The sequence below is a fragment of the Streptomyces sp. NPDC036815 genome, assembly GCF_055609205.1.
Genome location: NZ_JBVJPW010000039.1, coordinates 16,517 through 32,085, shown reverse-complemented (window position 1 = coordinate 32,085; position 15,569 = coordinate 16,517). Strand labels below are relative to the sequence as shown.

The window sequence follows — 15,569 nt, the reverse complement described above, 5'->3', positions numbered from 1 at the left end:
TGGTCGCGCAGCGACATGATGAGCAGCTTGGGGGAGAGCGGCTTGCCGGTGTTCCAGGCGGGGCACTGCGACTGGCAGCGACCACACTCCGTGCACGTACTGAAGTCGAGGATGCCCTTCCAGCTGAACTGCTCGACCTGGGAGACGCCGAAGACGTCGTCCTCGCCCGGGTCCTCCCAGTCGATCGGCTTGCCGCCGGACGTCATCGGCTGGAGCTCGCCGAGCGCCACCCCGCCGTCCGCCTCGCGCTTGAAGAAGATGTTCGGGAAGGCGAGGAAGCGGTGCCAGGCGACGCCCATGTCGGTGTTCAGACCGACCACGATCATCCAGATGAACGAGGTGGCGATCTTCAGCCCGGCGAAGAAGTACGTGAGGTTCTGCAGCGTGGAGAGATCCATCCCCGCGAACCAGGAGACGAACGGGTACGAGAGGAAGAACGAGGCCTCGTAACCGTCGACGTGGTGCTGGGCTCCCTCCAGGGCGTGCAGCGTGAAGATGCAGACGCCGACGATGAGGATGACGGCCTCGACGAAGTACGCCTGGTCCGTCCTGGAGCCCGCGAAGCGGGACTTGCGGCCCGGCTTGTCGGGGCGGTTCAGCTGGCGGATGACGATCAGCGTGAGGATGCCGAGGACCGTCATCGTGCCGATGAACTCGACGAAGACGTTGTACGGCGCCCAGTCGCCGATGACCGGCAGGAGCCAGTCGGCACGGAAGAGCTGGCCGATGGCGTTCACGATCGTCAGCAGCAGGGTGAAGAAGCCCACCGCCACGAACCAGTGCGCGAAGCCGACGATCCCCCACTTGTTCATGCGCGTGTGGCCGAGGAACTCCTTGACCACGGTGAGGGCGCGCTGCCAGGGGTTGTCGGTCCTGAGACCGGCGGGCACGGGCTGACCGAGCCGGACGAACCGGTAGATCTGCACGATGGCACGGCTGAACAGCGCGACGCCGACCGCGATGAGAACCAGCGACACGATGATCGCGGCGAGTTGCATGTGGGGGCTCCTCGAACCTGCGAGGCGAAGTTCTGCCAAGCGGTACCTATGCAGCCCGTCCGGGACTGCCCATTACTCCGCCGCACTGTAGTCAGCGAGGCGCTGATTCGCGTCATACGGCCGCGCCCCGAAGGGGCGCGGGGAACTGCGCGACCAGCCACAGTGGGCCCGCAGACGGACGTCGAACCAGCGGAAGGCCGCCTACCTGCGCGTAAGTGCAGAATAAGAGTTGAGTGCCCCCGACTCACTTCTGTTGACGCCGGCGCAGCGCTCATGCATCCTTGAGTCAGATCCACTCAAGAGTTACCTCTGGAGGAACCGAAATGGCACGTGCGGTCGGCATCGACCTGGGCACGACTAACTCCGTCGTCAGCGTTCTCGAAGGCGGCGAGCCCACCGTCATCACCAACGCCGAGGGTGCCAGGACCACGCCGTCCGTCGTCGCCTTCGCGAAGAACGGCGAGGTGCTGGTCGGCGAGGTCGCCAAGCGCCAGGCGGTCACGAACGTCGACAGGACCATCCGGTCGGTCAAGCGCCACATGGGCACCGACTGGAAGGTGGACATCGACGACAAGGGGTTCAACCCCCAGCAGATCTCGGCGTTCATCCTGCAGAAGCTGAAGCGCGACGCCGAGTCGTACCTGGGCGAGAAGGTGGCCGACGCGGTCATCACCGTCCCGGCGTACTTCAACGACTCCGAGCGCCAGGCCACCAAGGAGGCCGGCGAGATCGCGGGCCTGAACGTCCTGCGCATCGTCAACGAGCCGACCGCCGCCGCCCTGGCGTACGGCCTCGACAAGGACGACCAGACGATCCTCGTCTTCGACCTCGGTGGCGGCACCTTCGACGTGTCCCTCCTGGAGATCGGCGACGGCGTCGTCGAGGTGAAGGCCACGAACGGCGACAACCACCTCGGTGGTGACGACTGGGACCAGCGCGTCGTCGACTACCTGGTCAAGCAGTTCAACAACGGCCACGGCGTGGACCTGGGCAAGGACAAGATGGCGCTCCAGCGCCTGCGCGAGGCGGCCGAGAAGGCCAAGATCGAGCTGTCCTCCTCCACGGAGACCACGATCAACCTGCCGTACATCACGGCGTCCGCCGAGGGCCCGCTGCACCTGGACGAGAAGCTCACGCGCGCCCAGTTCCAGCAGCTCACGTCCGACCTCCTGGAGCGCTGCAAGACGCCGTTCCACAACGTCATCAAGGACGCGGGCATCCAGCTCTCCGAGATCGACCACGTCGTTCTCGTCGGTGGCTCCACCCGCATGCCCGCCGTCGCCGAGCTCGTCAAGGAGCTCACCGGCGGCAAGGACGCCAACAAGGGTGTGAACCCGGACGAGGTCGTCGCCATCGGCGCCTCGCTCCAGGCCGGTGTCCTCAAGGGCGAGGTCAAGGACGTCCTGCTCCTCGACGTGACCCCGCTGTCCCTCGGCATCGAGACCAAGGGAGGGATCATGACCAAGCTCATCGAGCGCAACACCACGATCCCGACCAAGCGCTCCGAGATCTTCACGACGGCCGAGGACAACCAGCCGTCCGTCCAGATCCAGGTCTACCAGGGCGAGCGCGAGATCGCGGCGTACAACAAGAAGCTCGGCATGTTCGAGCTCACGGGCCTGCCGCCGGCCCCGCGCGGTGTCCCGCAGATCGAGGTCTCCTTCGACATCGACGCCAACGGCATCATGCACGTGACCGCGAAGGACCTCGGCACGGGCAAGGAGCAGAAGATGACCGTCACCGGTGGCTCCTCGCTGCCGAAGGACGAGGTCAACCGGATGCGCGAAGAGGCCGAGAAGTACGCGGACGAGGACCACGCCCGCCGCGAGGCCGCCGAGTCCCGCAACCAGGGCGAGCAGCTCGTCTACCAGACGGAGAAGTTCCTCAAGGACAACGAGGACAAGGTTCCGGCTGACGTGAAGACCGAGGTCGAGACCGCCGTCGGCGAGCTGAAGGAGAAGCTCAAGGGCGAGGACACGGCCGAGATCCGCACCGCCACCGAGAAGGTCGCCGCCGTCTCGCAGAAGCTGGGCCAGGCCATGTACGCCGACGCCCAGGCCGCCGGCGCCGAGGGTGCCGCCCCCGGTCCCGACGCCGAGGCCAAGGCCGACGACGACGTCGTCGACGCCGAGATCGTGGACGACGAGAAGCCCGGTGACGCGAAGGGTGGCGCTGCCTGATGACCGAGGAGACCCCGGGTTTCGGCGACAGCGCCGAGAAGCCCGACGTCCCCTCTGGCGCCACCTCTGATGACGCCGCGCCGAAGGCTGCCGAGCCCTCCACCGAGGAGGGCGCGGCGGCCCCGGCCGGGGACGCGGAAAGCAACAAGACGTCCGCCCAGGACGTGGGCCTGACCGCCCAGCTGGACCAGGTGCGCACCGCGCTCAACGAGCGCACCGCGGACCTCCAGCGGCTGCAGGCCGAGTACCAGAACTACCGCCGCCGGGTGGAGCGGGACAAGGTGACGGTGAAGGAGATCGCCTCGGCGAACCTCCTCTCCGAGCTCCTCCCCACCCTCGACGACATCGGCCGCGCCCGTGAGCACGGCGAGCTGGTGGGCGGCTTCAAGTCGGTGGCCGAGTCCCTCGAGACCGTCGTCGCCAAGCTGGGCCTTCAGCAGTTCGGCAAGGAGGGCGAGCCCTTCGACCCGACGATCCACGAAGCCCTGATGCACAGCTACGCACCGGACGTCACCGAGACGACGTGCGTCGCGATCCTGCAGCCGGGGTATCGCATCGGCGAGCGCACCATCCGCCCCGCGCGGGTGGCCGTCGCCGAGCCGCAGCCCGGCGCGCAGACGGTCAAGGGCGAGACGGCCGAGGGCGACGCGGCCGAGTCGGCCGAGCCGACGGACAAGGACAGCGGTGGCCCGGACGAGGGCTGACGTTGCACTGACGAGGGAGTACCGAAAGGGGGTACGTCGAGGATGAGCACCAAGGACTTCATCGAGAAGGACTACTACAAGGTCCTCGGCGTCCCCAAGGACGCCACCGAAGCCGAGATCAAGAAGGCGTACCGGAAGCTCGCCCGCGAGAACCACCCGGACGCCAACAAGGGCAACACCAAGGCGGAGGAGCGCTTCAAGGAGATCTCCGAGGCGAACGACGTCCTCGGCGACCCCAAGAAGCGCAAGGAGTACGACGAAGCGCGTGCCCTCTTCGGCAACGGAGGATTCCGGCAGGGTCCCGGAGCCGGCGGCGGCTCGTTCAACTTCGACCTGGGCGACCTCTTCGGAGGCGGCGCCCAGGGCGGCGGTGGAGCGGCCGGCGGCTTCGGGGGCGGTCTCGGTGACGTCTTCGGGGGCCTGTTCAACCGCGGCGGCGCGGGTGCCGGTTCCGGCACGCGTACGCAGCCGAGGCGCGGCCAGGACATCGAGTCCGAGGTCACGCTGAGTTTCACGGAGGCGGTGGACGGCGCGACGGTGCCGCTGCGCATGTCCTCCCAGGCGCCCTGCAAGGCGTGTTCCGGCACCGGCGACAAGAACGGCACGCCGCGCGTGTGCCCGACCTGCGTCGGTACGGGCCAGGTCTCACGGGGCGGGGGCGGCGGGTTCTCCCTCACCGACCCGTGCATGGACTGCAAGGGCCGCGGGCTGATCGCCCAGGACCCGTGCGAGGTCTGCGGCGGCAGCGGCCGCGCCAAGTCGTCCCGGACGATGCAGGTGCGGATCCCGGCCGGCGTCTCGGACGGGCAGCGCATCCGCCTGCGCGGCAAGGGCGCGCCCGGCGAGCGGGGCGGCCCGGCCGGCGATCTGTACGTGGTCGTGCACGTCGACGCCCACCCGGTCTTCGGCCGCAAGGGCGACAACCTCACGGTCACGGTGCCGGTCTCGTACCCCGAGGCGGCGCTGGGCGGCGAGGTGAAGGTGCCCACCCTTGGCGGTCCGCCCGTCACCCTGAAGCTGCCCGCAGGCACGCCCAACGGCCGTACGATGCGGGCCCGCGGAAAGGGCGCGGTCCGCAAGGACGGCTCCCGGGGCGATCTGCTCGTGACGGTGGAGGTAGCGGTTCCGACCTCCCTGTCGGACGGGGCGAAGGAAGCCCTGGAGTCCTACCGCGAGGCGACTGCGGGCGACGACCCGCGGGCAGAACTGTTCCAGGCCGCGAAGGGAGCATGAGATGGACGGCCGTCGTCGACAGCCCGGACTGGGCAGGGCGTACCAACTCACCGACGAGACGCCGGTGTACGTCATTTCGGTGGCCGCCCAGCTCTCCGGCCTGCATCCGCAGACCCTGCGGCAGTACGACCGCCTGGGTCTCGTCTCCCCGGACCGCACCGCGGGCCGGGGCCGGCGGTACTCCGCCCGCGACATCGAACTGCTGCGCACCGTGCAGCAGTTGTCGCAGGAGGAGGGCATCAACCTCGCCGGCATCAAGCGCATCATCGAGCTGGAGAACCAGGTCACCGCGCTCCAGTCGCGCGTCGCGGAGCTCACCGCGGCCGTGGAGGGCGCCGCCAGCGCCATGCAGCAGCGTGAAGCGGCGGTGCACGCCTCGTACCGTCGCGACCTCGTCCCCTACCAGGACGTGCAGCAGGCGAGCGCGCTGGTGGTCTGGCGTCCCAAGCGGGCGACCGAGCAGTAGGTTTCGGCTGGTTCAGTACCCTGAGACAGGGCCGGGAGGTGACAACCTCCCGGCCCTGTCTTGATGTGTGCTGGGCACTTGATGGGGACTACCCGGGGGAGTTGAGCCGACCGTGGCCATGGTGGGGCTGTTCTGGATCGCCGAGGGCGATGTGTACGTGGGCGCGAAGCCGGCCGGGCTGGCCCCCGGGGTGCGGCTGACCCCGGAGGGTGTCCTGGCCCTGGGCGACGGCCAGTCCGCCATGTGGCCGTGGGAGGACGTGCGCGCGCTGACGGTCGACGACGTCCCGGTGAAGTCGCTGCGGCGGCACGTGAGCACGGCGGTCGACCTGGTCCTCACGGTCGGCCTCGGCGGCGGCGACGAGGCCCCCACGATGACGGTGCGCCTCGCGTCCCCCGACGGCGACACGGAACTGACGGCGTACACGGCGGCGGCGGTCGGCTACTCCCGGACGGAGTACGACCTCTCCCGCGCGCTCCTGGCCCGTCTCACGGAGGGCGCGGGCACCCTGATCACCACGCTGACGGCGATGGCGGACTGGGGCCGCCGCCACGAGGGCGGGTCGCCGCGGGCGGCGGAGCGGGAGCGGCTGCTGCGGGAGTGGGGGGAAGGGGCGGGGGCCTGAGAGGCCGTGGGCCCGGCGCCTCAGTGCTCCTGCTGGCGGGACAGGATTCCCGAGTGGCCTATGAGGTAGCCGAGCTGGGCGCGGCTGCGGCTGCCCAGGGTGGCGGCGAGCTTGGCGATGTGGACGCGGGCGGTGCGGATGTTCATGCCGAGGCGGTCGGCTATCTCCGCGTCGGTGAGGCCTTCGACGAGGAGCCCGGCGACGGCGCGCTGGCGGGTGGTGATGCCGTTCTCGGTGGGTTCGGGGGCGGCCTGCGGCCACATGGGGGTGGCCAGATGCCACAGCCGCCAGAACGTGGTGGCGAAGTACTCCACGAGGGCCGGGTGGCGGAGTTCGAGGGCGACGCTGCGGTCCCTGCTCGCCGGTATGAAGGCCACGGTGCGGTCGAAGACGAAGAGCCGGTCGGTGACCTCGTCGAGGGTGCGGGCCTCGGTGTCGCCGTCCAGTTGCTCGAAGTAGGCGAGCACGGGCAGGGAGTGGCGCGTCGTGTGCTGGTAGAGGGTGCGCATGCGGCAGCCCCTGGTCAGGATCGCCTGGTCCCGGGGGAAGACTTCGGCCAGGGTCTCGGGGGGCCGGGTGCCGCCCGGCTGGACCGCGAGGAACTCCTCCGTGACCTCGTTCATGGCCCGGTCTATGGCCGAGTTGATGCGGTCGAGGCCGTCGAGGACGGTGATGGTGGGCGGGGAGGAGCCGGAGTCGAGCGGGGCGTCGAGGCAGCGGAACGGTTCGAACGACGCGCTGAGCCGGGCCTCGTGGCAGCGCTCTTCCTCGACGCGGTCCTCCATGGTGCGAAGGAGCCGGGGCAGGGCGACGGCGGGGGCGGTGGGCTGCAGCCACTGCAGGCCGTCGAGGCCGGGCTGGAGGAGGCCGAGCTCCACGAGGCAGGGTGCCGGTTCGGTCTCGCTGTGGTGGATCCGGCCCTCGCGCACGGCACGGCTGTAGACGGAAAGCCCTGCCGTACAGAGCTCCTCGACGGCGTGCGGTGAGTGCTTCGTGGCCATGCGGGCCCCCTCCTGCCTGGTTGAAGCGTCGCGATTCTATGCAGGCGGGGGCGGGGCGGGCCGGATGCCGTGGTGGAAGTGTCTGCTTCTGGACGGCGGCTTCCGGGTGTCCGGTTATGGGCGCCTGTGCCGTGCGCCCCGTGCCGCGGAAAGTGCCGTCACCGATCTTGGCCGAGAATGCCCGACCGGCCGATCAGATAGCCGAGTTGAGCGCGGCTGCCGCTGCCGAGCGTGGCGGCGAGCTTGGCGATGTGGATGCGGGCGGTCCGGATGTTCATGCCGAGGCGCTCGGCGATGTCGGCGTCGGTGCGGCCCTCGACGAGGAGGCGGGCGATGTCGCGCTGGCGGGGGGTGACGCCGCTGTCCGCGGGGAGCGGGGCGACGTGCGGGTCCAGGGGGACGGCGAGGCTCCAGAGGCGCTCGAAGGCCGTCACGAAGTACTCGATGAGGACGGGGTGGCGGATCTCGAGGGCCGCGGTGTGGTCCTTGTTCGCGGGGATGAACGCCACGGTCCTGTCGAGGACGAAGAGCCGCTCGGGGACCTCCGCCAGCGTGCGGACCTCGGTGTCGCCGTCGAGTGTCTCGTGGTACGCGAAGACGGGCAGGGAGTGGCGCGTCGTGTGCTGGTAGAGGGTGCGCAGCCGGCCGCCTCTGGCGAGGACGCCGCGCACTTCCGCGAGGAACTGGTCCAGTATCACCGGGGGTTGGACCCCGCCGGGCTGGATGGAGAGCATCTCCTGCCGGGCACCGGCGCCGGCACCGGACCTGGGCCCGGACAGGGCGCGGCTCACCGCCTCCTGGATCTCGGGCAGTTCGCGCAGCACGGTGATGGCGCGGGGCGCGGAGCCGCGCACCGATGCGCGGGCCAGCTCCATGAGCGGCTCGAACGCCGTGGCGAGGCGGGCCTCGCTGAGGCGTTGCGCGGCGATGCGGTCCTGTATGCCTTCGAGCAGCCGGGGCAGGGTGCGGGCCGGCGGGGCCGGGAGGAGCCACCGGGGGTCGTCGGCGTCCGGGTGCAGCAGCCCGAAGTCGACCAGGCACGGGGACGGTTCGGCGTCCGCCCGTGCGACGCGGCTCTCGCGCAGGGCGCGGGCGTAGAGCGCGGAACCGGCTTCGCAGAGTTCGTCGGGGCCGTGGGGGTGGGACCCGGCGGTCACTTCGGGTGGCCCTGGTCGAGGATTCCCGACTGGGCGATGAGGTAGCCGAGCTGGGCGCGGCTGCCGCTGCCGAGGGCGGCGGCGATCTTGGCGATGTGGGCGCGGCAGGTGCGGACGTTCATGCCGAGGCGGCGGGCGATGGCTTCGTCGACGTGGCCGTCGATGAGGAGTTTGGCGATGGAGCGCTGGACGCCGGTGATCCCGTCGGACGAGGGTGCGTACGGCACCTCGTCGATCAGGGGAGTGGCCTTGCTCCACTGGTGCTCGAAGACCTTCGCGAGGTACTCGACGATGCCGGGGTGGCGGAGTTCCAGGGCGACTTGGCGGTCCTCGCGCGCGGGAATGAGGGCGACCGTGCGGTCGAAGATCATCAGGCGGTCGATCAGTTCCTCGAGGGTTCTGATCTGTACATTGCCCTTGGCCATGCGGGCCGCGTAGGCCAGCGTTCCCTGGCTGTGCCGGACGGTGTGCTGGTAGAGCGTGCGCATGGTGATGCCGCGGTCGAGTACGGTCTGTCCGCGCTGGAGGGCCACGGTGAGCGAATCCTCGCTGCGGCCGCCGCCCGGCTGGGCGGTGAGTATCTCGAAGCTGCACTCGGCCGTGGCCCGCTCGATGGCGGCATCGATGTGCTGGTTGTTCTCCAGGACGGCGATCGAGGGGCTCGTCGGCTCGGGACGCGCGGTGATGGCCATGAATGGCTCGAAAATGTCTGTGAGCTGCACGGCGAGTCTCCGCCGGTCCCGGATCTCCCGCTCAAGGGGGTTGAGGCGCTGAGCGAGCGCGGCGGCGGGAGAAACCGGACGCAACCAACCGCCGTCGTCCGGGTCGGGGTGCAGCAGACTGGATTCCAGGAGGCAGGGCGTGTTCTCGGCCTCGGAGCGTGCCAGGCGACCATTGGCCAACGCATGGGCGTAGAGCCTCGCGCCCTCGTCGCATAGAGGCACCGAGGGGTGAGGATGTGTCGGTTTGGTGCCTGTTGTTAGCAAATCTCCACCCCCCAGGGTCCTGAACGTGCAGGAACATGATGCATCGACCCTGTGGCTTTGACGTGCTCAATTGAGACATCGTCTCTAGAGCCGGGGGAGAGAAATCTACCAAGTGAGGACGAAGCCGATCATGTTTAAGCGCATGCTTCGCTCGGTGCTTGTCACCACCTTCTCCGTCGGGCTGGCTCTGGGCACGGTGACCACCCTGGATCTCTCCTGGAACAGCGCACCTGCTGGGGGGTCCACGGTGTCCGCGCCGCCGCCGGACCTGTCCTGGCACGTGATGCCGGAGGGTGGCAAGGCATGAGCACGCCTCCTGACGACCGCACCTTCCGCCGGGAAATGGCCACCGCCTACCGCTCCGGCTGGCACTTCATCGACCTCGTGACCGCGATCCCCCACCGCGGCGACTCGTTGATGGTGACCCTGCTCGGCGAGCCGATCGTCGTCACGCGGGACGACGAGGAAGAGATAAGGGCGTACCGGTGCCTGCGCAGGCCCCGCGGTGCGCCGCAGCCCGTGCGCTGCGCCATCCGGTACGGGATGGTCTTCGTCAATCTCGACCGGCGCGACCACCAGGTGGTCGGCGGCCAGGACCAGCACGACCAGGGCGCCGCGAGCGCTCCGGACAACATCACAGCCACCCCCCGCAGTGCCTGACGCGATTCCCCCGTCGTTTTAAATCGCGCAGGCGCTTCCCCCAGCAGCGGCGCCACCGTGGACCTGAACACGGTGGCGCCGCTGTGGTGTGCCCGGCCCGTTCCGGCCGCGGGCTACGCCTTGCCGAGCGCCCGGGTCAGCGTGATCTCGATCAGGACGCGGTCCGGATTGGGCGACGGCCTGCGCTCGTAGCGCTCCTCGTAGCGGAGTTCCGCTTCCTCGATCGCCGCCGGTTCCCTCCTGATCACCGCCCGCCCCTCCAGCGTCGCCCAGCGCCGCCCCTCGAACTGGCAGACCGCCACCCGCGCCCCGGCCCCGTCCGGGCCCGTCGCCGCGAGGATGTTCAGGACCTTCCGGCTGGTCCTGCGCGCAAGGACCCGGGCGACCCCCGCCGCCGGGTCGTACGTCACGCCGACCGGCACCACGTGCGGACTGCCGTCCGGGCGCGGGGTCGTCAAGGTGCACACGCGCCGCTCGCGCCAGAAGTCGAGGTAGGACTCGGGCGGGTCGCGCGGATCTATCCGGGCGGCGGCGGAGGAGAGGTTCGGGGCCATGGGTACGGAACATAGCCGCCCGGACTTTCCGGACCGCCCTTGAGTGGAATAGACTCAACTTTGTGTACGTTGGCATAGTCAGTGTTACGGGCGCGGTGGCGTGGAACCCGTAGAGGGGACCCGTGGAACCCGTAGAGGGATTCCGTGGACCGACAGACCGCTGGACCCGTAGCCGTACGACTCATCGCCGTACGACTTGGTTGGACCCCGTAAGGAGGAGAAGCGCACGTGGACGCCGAGCTGACCAACAGGAGCCGGGACGCGATCAACGCGGCCACCAGCCGCGCCGTGCAGGACGGCCACCCCGATCTGACCCCCGCGCATCTGCTGCTCGCGCTGCTGGAGGGGCAGGACAACGAGAACATCACCGACCTGCTCGCCGCGGCCGACGCCGACCAGGCGGCCGTGCGCGCGGACACCGAGCGCGTCCTCGCGGGGCTGCCCAGCGTGACCGGGTCCACCGTCGCGCCGCCCCAGCCCGACCGCGAGATGCTGGCCGTCGTCGCGGACGCGGCCAAGCGCGCGAAGGAGCTCGGCGACGACTACCTGTCCACCGAGCACCTGCTCATCGGCGTCGCCGCCGAGGGCGGCAAGGCCGGGGACGTACTCAACCGGCACGGAGCCGGCAGCAAGAAGCTGCTGGCCGCATTCGAGAAGACCAGGGGAGGGCGCCGGGTGACCACACCCGACCCCGAGGGCCAGTACAAGGCCTTGGAGAAGTTCGGCACCGATTTCACCGCCGCCGCCCGCGAGGGCAGGCTCGACCCGGTCATCGGGCGGGACCAGGAGATCCGGCGCGTGGTGCAGGTCCTGTCGCGGCGTACGAAGAACAACCCCGTCCTGATCGGCGAGCCCGGCGTCGGCAAGACCGCCGTCGTCGAGGGGCTCGCCCAGCGCATCGTGAAGGGCGACGTCCCGGAGTCGCTGAAGAACAAGCGGCTCGTCTCCCTCGACCTGGGCGCCATGGTCGCGGGCGCGAAGTACCGCGGCGAGTTCGAGGAGCGCCTGAAGACCGTCCTCTCCGAGATCAAGGAGAGCGACGGGCAGATCATCACGTTCATCGACGAGCTGCACACCGTCGTGGGCGCGGGCGCGGGTGGCGACTCCGCCATGGACGCGGGCAACATGCTCAAGCCCATGCTCGCCCGCGGCGAGCTCCGGATGGTCGGTGCGACCACCCTCGACGAGTACCGCGAGCGGATCGAGAAGGACCCGGCCCTGGAGCGGCGCTTCCAGCAGGTCCTCGTCGCCGAGCCGAGCGTCGAGGACTCCATCGCCATCCTGCGCGGACTCAAGGGCCGGTACGAGGCCCACCACAAGGTCCAGATCGCCGACAGCGCGCTCGTCGCCGCCGCCACCCTCTCCGACCGGTACATCACCTCCCGCTTCCTGCCCGACAAGGCCATCGACCTCGTGGACGAGGCCGCGTCCCGGCTGCGCATGGAGATCGATTCCTCGCCTGTCGAGATCGACGAGCTCCAGCGCGCCGTCGACCGCCTGAAGATGGAGGAGCTCGCCCTCAGCAAGGAGACGGATCCCGCCAGCAAGCAGCGCCTGGAGAAGCTGCGGCGCGACCTCGCCGACAAGGAGGAGGAGCTGCGCGGCCTCACCGCACGCTGGGAGAAGGAGAAGCAGTCCCTCAACCGAGTCGGTGAGCTGAAGGAGAAGCTCGACGAACTGCGCGGCCAGGCCGAACGCGCCCAGCGCGACGGCGACTTCGACACCGCCTCCAAGCTGCTCTACGGCGAGATCCCGAGCCTGGAGCACGACCTGGAGGTCGCCTCCGAGGCCGAGGAGGAGGCGGTTCAGGCCAAGGACCTCATGGTGAAGGAGGAGGTCGGCCCGGACGACATCGCCGACGTCGTCGGCTCCTGGACCGGCATCCCCGCCGGGCGCCTCCTGGAAGGCGAGACGCAGAAGCTGCTGCGCATGGAGGACGAGCTCGGCCGCCGTCTCATCGGCCAGACCGAGGCCGTGCGCGCGGTGTCCGACGCGGTGCGGCGCACCCGCGCGGGCATCGCCGACCCCGACCGGCCCACCGGTTCCTTCCTCTTCCTCGGCCCGACCGGTGTCGGCAAGACCGAGCTGGCCAAGGCCCTCGCGGACTTCCTCTTCGACGACGAGCGGGCCATGGTCCGCATCGACATGAGCGAGTACGGCGAGAAGCACAGCGTGGCGCGGCTCGTCGGCGCCCCGCCCGGGTACGTCGGCTACGAGGAGGGCGGGCAGCTGACCGAGGCCGTGCGGCGGCGCCCGTACAGCGTCGTGCTCCTCGACGAGGTCGAGAAGGCGCACCCCGAGGTCTTCGACGTCCTGCTCCAGGTGCTCGACGACGGTCGGCTGACCGACGGACAAGGGCGGACGGTCGACTTCCGCAACACCATCCTGGTCCTCACGTCCAACCTCGGCAGTCAGTACCTCGTGGAGCCGCTGACCAGCGAGGAGGAGAAGAAGCAGCAGGTCCTGGAGGTCGTGCGGTCCTCCTTCAAGCCGGAGTTCCTCAACCGGCTCGACGACCTCGTCGTCTTCTCCGCGCTCAGCAGGGACGAGCTGGCGCACATCGCCGAACTCCAGATCAGCCGCCTCGCCAAGCGGCTCGCCGACCGGCGCCTCACGCTGGACGTCACGCCGGAGGCGCTCGCGTGGCTGGCGGACGAGGGCAACGATCCGGCGTACGGGGCGAGGCCGCTGCGGCGTCTCATCCAGACGTCCATCGGTGACCGGCTCGCCAAGGAGATCCTCTCCGGGGAGGTCAAGGACGGGGACGTGGTCCGGGTGGACCGGGTCGCGGACGGGCTCGTCGTGGGCCCCGCCTCGGCGCCCCCCGCAGCCCCTACGGGCAAGTCTCTGTAGCGGTACGGCACCTCGTCTGCCGCGGTCGGTCGTCCGCCGACTGCGGCAGACGTGTGGTTGCTCGCGCAGTTCCCCGCGCCCCTGACGGGGCGCGGCCCGCAGCCGGTAGCGAACAGGACGCCGAAGGCGGGAAGCCGGGCTTGCCCCCGGGGCCCCTTCCTGGGAGAGGATGGGCCCATCCATACGAAGGGACACAGCACGTGAGCATCGACCCGTCCTCCATTCCGAATTTCGGGGGCCAGCCCGAACCGCAGCAGGGCGCAGGACCGGCGGGCCCCGTCGTCCCCGACCAGGACCTGGTCAAGCAGCTCCTCGACCAGATGGAGCTCAAGCACGTCGTCGACGACGAGGGTGACCTCGCGGCGCCGTGGGAGGAGTTCCGTACGTACTTCATGTTCCGCGGCGAGGACGACCAGCAGGTCTTCTCGGTGCGGACGTTCTACGACCGGCCGCACACGATCGAGGCCAAGCAGCAGCTCCTGGAGTCGATCGACGACTGGAACCGCCGCACGCTGTGGCCGAAGGTCTACAGCCACACGCACGACGACGGCACGGTCCGCCTCATCGGCGAGGCCCAGATGCTGATCGGCACCGGTGTCTCCCTGGAGCACTTCGTGTCGTCGACGGTCAGCTGGGTGCGCGCCGCGATCGAGTTCGACCGCTGGCTCGTCGAGCAGCTGGGCCTGGAGTCCGAGGTCGACTCGGCCGAGGGCGAGGAGAAGCCCGGCGACGACGAGGCTTGAGAGGGCCGCGCACGCACGGAGGGAGCCCGGCCGGGGGCGCACACCATCAGGTGGGCGGCTCCGCGCCGGGCTCTCGTCATAGCCTGGTGGGCACGCGGACGAGAGAGAGCGGGAACGCATGGACACGGTGGGGACGGCGGGCGGCCGCGGCGAGGTGGGCTCGGAGCGGTGGGCCCCCGCCGCGCGCGTGCGGGACATGGGGACCTCGATCTTCACGGAGATGACGGAGCTCGCGCGCCGCACCGGCGCCGTGAACCTCGGGCAGGGAGTTCCCGAGCTCGCCGCCCCGCCCGCGCTGCTCCAGGACGTCGCGGACGCCGTGCGCTCCGGCAACAACCAGTACCCGCCCGCGGTCGGCTTCCCCGCCCTGCGCGAGGCGATCGCCGCCCACCAGCTGCGGCGGTACGGGCTCGACTACGCGCCCACCGGAGAGGTGCTGGTCACCACGGGCGCGACGGAGGCGCTCGCGGCCGCCCTCCTCGCGCTCTGCGACCCCGGGGACGAGGTCATCGCCTTCGACCCCTGCTACGACGCCTACGCGGCGGACGCGCGCCTGGCCGGCGCCCGGGTCGTGGGCGTCCCCCTCGTCCTGGACGGCGACGGCTTCGTCCTCGACGCCGACGCGCTGCGGGCCGCCGTGACGCCCCGTACGCGGGTGCTCCTGCTCAACTCCCCGCACAATCCCACGGGCAAGGTCTTCACGGCCGAGGAGCTGGCGGTGGTCGCGGACGTCTGCCGCGAGCACGCGCTGACGGTCGTCACGGACGAGGTCTACGAACACCTCGTCTTCGACGACGGCGCGCGGCACCTGCCCATCGCGGCGCTCCCGGGCATGCGCGAGCGGACGCTGATCGTCTCGTCGGCCGGAAAGACCTTCAACGTGACGGGCTGGAAGGTCGGCTGGGTCTGCGGCCCCGCCCCGCTCGTCGCGGCGGTCGGCGCCGCGAAGCAGTTCCTCACCTACGCCTCGGGCACGCCCTACCAGGAGGCGCTGGCCCGGGCGCTCGGCTCGGTGGAGGAGTGGGCGGCGGGCGTACGGGACACGCTGCGGACCAACCGCGACGTGCTGAGCGCCGGTCTGGCCGGGGCGGGCCTGCGCCCCTACCGCGCCGAGGCCGGTTACTTCCTCCAGGCGGACGTGCGCCCGTGGGGCTACGGGAGCGGCGTCGACTTCTGCCGCGAACTCCCGCGGCGCGCGGGCGTCGTGGCCATCCCCACCTCGGCGTTCTACCTGACCCCCGGCGCCCCGGCCTGGCTGGTCCGCTTCTCGATCTGCAAGCGCGAGGACTCGATCCGCAAGGCGGTGGAACAGCTCGCCGCGGCGCGCTGAACCTCTGGAGTTCCTCAACTCTGCTTTGCGCCGGGTCCGGCACGGGCATCCCCCTGGCACGCAAGAAGCACGGCCCACG

Annotated in this window: 14 protein-coding genes and 1 pseudogene; 10 read left to right on the top strand and 5 right to left on the bottom strand. The window is 70.2% G+C overall.

What is annotated here, in order from left to right; translation table 11 throughout:
* Positions 1–998, bottom strand: a pseudogene (locus ACZ69I_RS38510) (Fe-S oxidoreductase); the annotation flags it as partial.
* Between the two features lie 323 nt (positions 999–1,321).
* Between ACZ69I_RS38510 and dnaK the strand changes: the two are divergent.
* From dnaK to ACZ69I_RS38485, 5 genes are all read left to right on the top strand, one after another.
* Complete coding sequence (gene dnaK, locus ACZ69I_RS38505; protein ID WP_389717718.1) at positions 1,322–3,178, top strand: molecular chaperone DnaK; 1,857 nt, start codon at positions 1,322–1,324, stop codon at positions 3,176–3,178.
* Positions 3,178–3,882 (top strand): nucleotide exchange factor GrpE, encoded by a 705-nt coding sequence (gene grpE / locus ACZ69I_RS38500; protein WP_467674399.1) that lies wholly within the window; start codon positions 3,178–3,180, stop codon positions 3,880–3,882. The genes dnaK and grpE overlap by 1 nt, the downstream gene beginning before the upstream one ends.
* 42 nt (positions 3,883–3,924) lie before the next feature.
* Positions 3,925–5,115, top strand: a complete 1,191-nt coding sequence (gene dnaJ / locus ACZ69I_RS38495) for a molecular chaperone DnaJ (RefSeq protein WP_470837155.1) — start codon at positions 3,925–3,927, stop codon at positions 5,113–5,115.
* A 1-nt stretch (position 5,116) separates the two neighbouring features.
* Positions 5,117–5,581, top strand: a complete 465-nt coding sequence (locus ACZ69I_RS38490) for a heat shock protein transcriptional repressor HspR (RefSeq protein WP_389717712.1) — start codon at positions 5,117–5,119, stop codon at positions 5,579–5,581.
* Positions 5,582–5,699: 118 nt separating this feature from the next.
* Positions 5,700–6,206: a hypothetical protein gene (locus ACZ69I_RS38485; protein WP_470837157.1), complete on the top strand. Its 507-nt coding sequence runs from the start codon at positions 5,700–5,702 to the stop codon at positions 6,204–6,206.
* Between the two features lie 20 nt (positions 6,207–6,226).
* Here ACZ69I_RS38485 and ACZ69I_RS38480 read toward each other — a convergent pair whose 3' ends face one another.
* The 3 genes from ACZ69I_RS38480 to ACZ69I_RS38470 form a co-directional block, all read right to left on the bottom strand.
* On the bottom strand, positions 6,227–7,207 hold the full coding sequence (locus ACZ69I_RS38480; protein WP_470837153.1) for a helix-turn-helix transcriptional regulator: 981 nt from the start codon (positions 7,205–7,207) through the stop codon (positions 6,227–6,229).
* A gap of 158 nt (positions 7,208–7,365) precedes the next feature.
* Positions 7,366–8,364 carry a helix-turn-helix transcriptional regulator gene (locus tag ACZ69I_RS38475; RefSeq protein ID WP_470837151.1) on the bottom strand — a complete coding sequence of 333 codons (999 nt, stop codon included), beginning with the start codon at positions 8,362–8,364 and terminating at the stop codon, positions 7,366–7,368.
* The gene (locus ACZ69I_RS38470) at positions 8,361–9,350 is read right to left on the bottom strand and encodes a helix-turn-helix transcriptional regulator (RefSeq protein ID WP_470837150.1); all 990 of its coding nucleotides are present in this window, start codon (positions 9,348–9,350) and stop codon (positions 8,361–8,363) included. The genes ACZ69I_RS38475 and ACZ69I_RS38470 overlap by 4 nt, the downstream gene beginning before the upstream one ends.
* Before the next feature lie 154 nt (positions 9,351–9,504).
* Here ACZ69I_RS38470 and ACZ69I_RS38465 point away from each other — a divergent pair, with 154 nt between their 5' ends.
* Both ACZ69I_RS38465 and ACZ69I_RS38460 read left to right on the top strand, forming a co-directional pair.
* Entirely contained in the window at positions 9,505–9,657 is a 153-nt protein-coding gene (locus ACZ69I_RS38465) for a hypothetical protein (RefSeq protein WP_470837148.1), read from the top strand.
* Positions 9,654–10,010 (top strand): hypothetical protein, encoded by a 357-nt coding sequence (locus tag ACZ69I_RS38460; protein ID WP_467674389.1) that lies wholly within the window; start codon positions 9,654–9,656, stop codon positions 10,008–10,010. The genes ACZ69I_RS38465 and ACZ69I_RS38460 overlap by 4 nt, the downstream gene beginning before the upstream one ends.
* 113 nt (positions 10,011–10,123) lie before the next feature.
* Here ACZ69I_RS38460 and ACZ69I_RS38455 read toward each other — a convergent pair whose 3' ends face one another.
* On the bottom strand, positions 10,124–10,564 hold the full coding sequence (locus ACZ69I_RS38455) for a pyridoxamine 5'-phosphate oxidase family protein (protein WP_470837146.1): 441 nt from the start codon (positions 10,562–10,564) through the stop codon (positions 10,124–10,126).
* A 228-nt stretch (positions 10,565–10,792) separates the two neighbouring features.
* On the opposite strand from ACZ69I_RS38455, the gene clpB reads away from it, so the two are divergent.
* From clpB to ACZ69I_RS38440, 3 genes are all read left to right on the top strand, one after another.
* Positions 10,793–13,417 (top strand): ATP-dependent chaperone ClpB, encoded by a 2,625-nt coding sequence (gene clpB / locus ACZ69I_RS38450; RefSeq protein ID WP_470837145.1) that lies wholly within the window; start codon positions 10,793–10,795, stop codon positions 13,415–13,417.
* Between the two features lie 200 nt (positions 13,418–13,617).
* The gene (locus ACZ69I_RS38445; protein ID WP_467674383.1) at positions 13,618–14,160 is read left to right on the top strand and encodes a type III secretion system chaperone family protein; all 543 of its coding nucleotides are present in this window, start codon (positions 13,618–13,620) and stop codon (positions 14,158–14,160) included.
* 118 nt (positions 14,161–14,278) lie between these two features.
* Positions 14,279–15,490 (top strand): aminotransferase class I/II-fold pyridoxal phosphate-dependent enzyme, encoded by a 1,212-nt coding sequence (locus ACZ69I_RS38440; RefSeq protein WP_470837143.1) that lies wholly within the window; start codon positions 14,279–14,281, stop codon positions 15,488–15,490.
* The last annotated feature ends 79 nt before the right edge of the window (positions 15,491–15,569 follow it).

What these genes read in the sequence shown, in the direction of transcription:
- dnaJ (WP_470837155.1), top strand. Translation starts at nt 3,925, where the DNA reads ATGAGCACCAAGGACTTCATCGAGAAGGACTACTACAAGGTCCTCGGC.
- grpE (WP_467674399.1), top strand. Translation starts at nt 3,178, where the DNA reads ATGACCGAGGAGACCCCGGGTTTCGGCGACAGCGCCGAGAAGCCCGAC.
- ACZ69I_RS38480 (WP_470837153.1), bottom strand. Translation starts at nt 7,207, where the DNA reads ATGGCCACGAAGCACTCACCGCACGCCGTCGAGGAGCTCTGTACGGCA.
- ACZ69I_RS38460 (WP_467674389.1), top strand. Translation starts at nt 9,654, where the DNA reads ATGAGCACGCCTCCTGACGACCGCACCTTCCGCCGGGAAATGGCCACC.
- ACZ69I_RS38440 (WP_470837143.1), top strand. Translation starts at nt 14,279, where the DNA reads ATGGACACGGTGGGGACGGCGGGCGGCCGCGGCGAGGTGGGCTCGGAG.
- ACZ69I_RS38485 (WP_470837157.1), top strand. Translation starts at nt 5,700, where the DNA reads ATGGTGGGGCTGTTCTGGATCGCCGAGGGCGATGTGTACGTGGGCGCG.
- ACZ69I_RS38455 (WP_470837146.1), bottom strand. Translation starts at nt 10,564, where the DNA reads ATGGCCCCGAACCTCTCCTCCGCCGCCGCCCGGATAGATCCGCGCGAC.
- ACZ69I_RS38490 (WP_389717712.1), top strand. Translation starts at nt 5,117, where the DNA reads ATGGACGGCCGTCGTCGACAGCCCGGACTGGGCAGGGCGTACCAACTC.
- dnaK (WP_389717718.1), top strand. Translation starts at nt 1,322, where the DNA reads ATGGCACGTGCGGTCGGCATCGACCTGGGCACGACTAACTCCGTCGTC.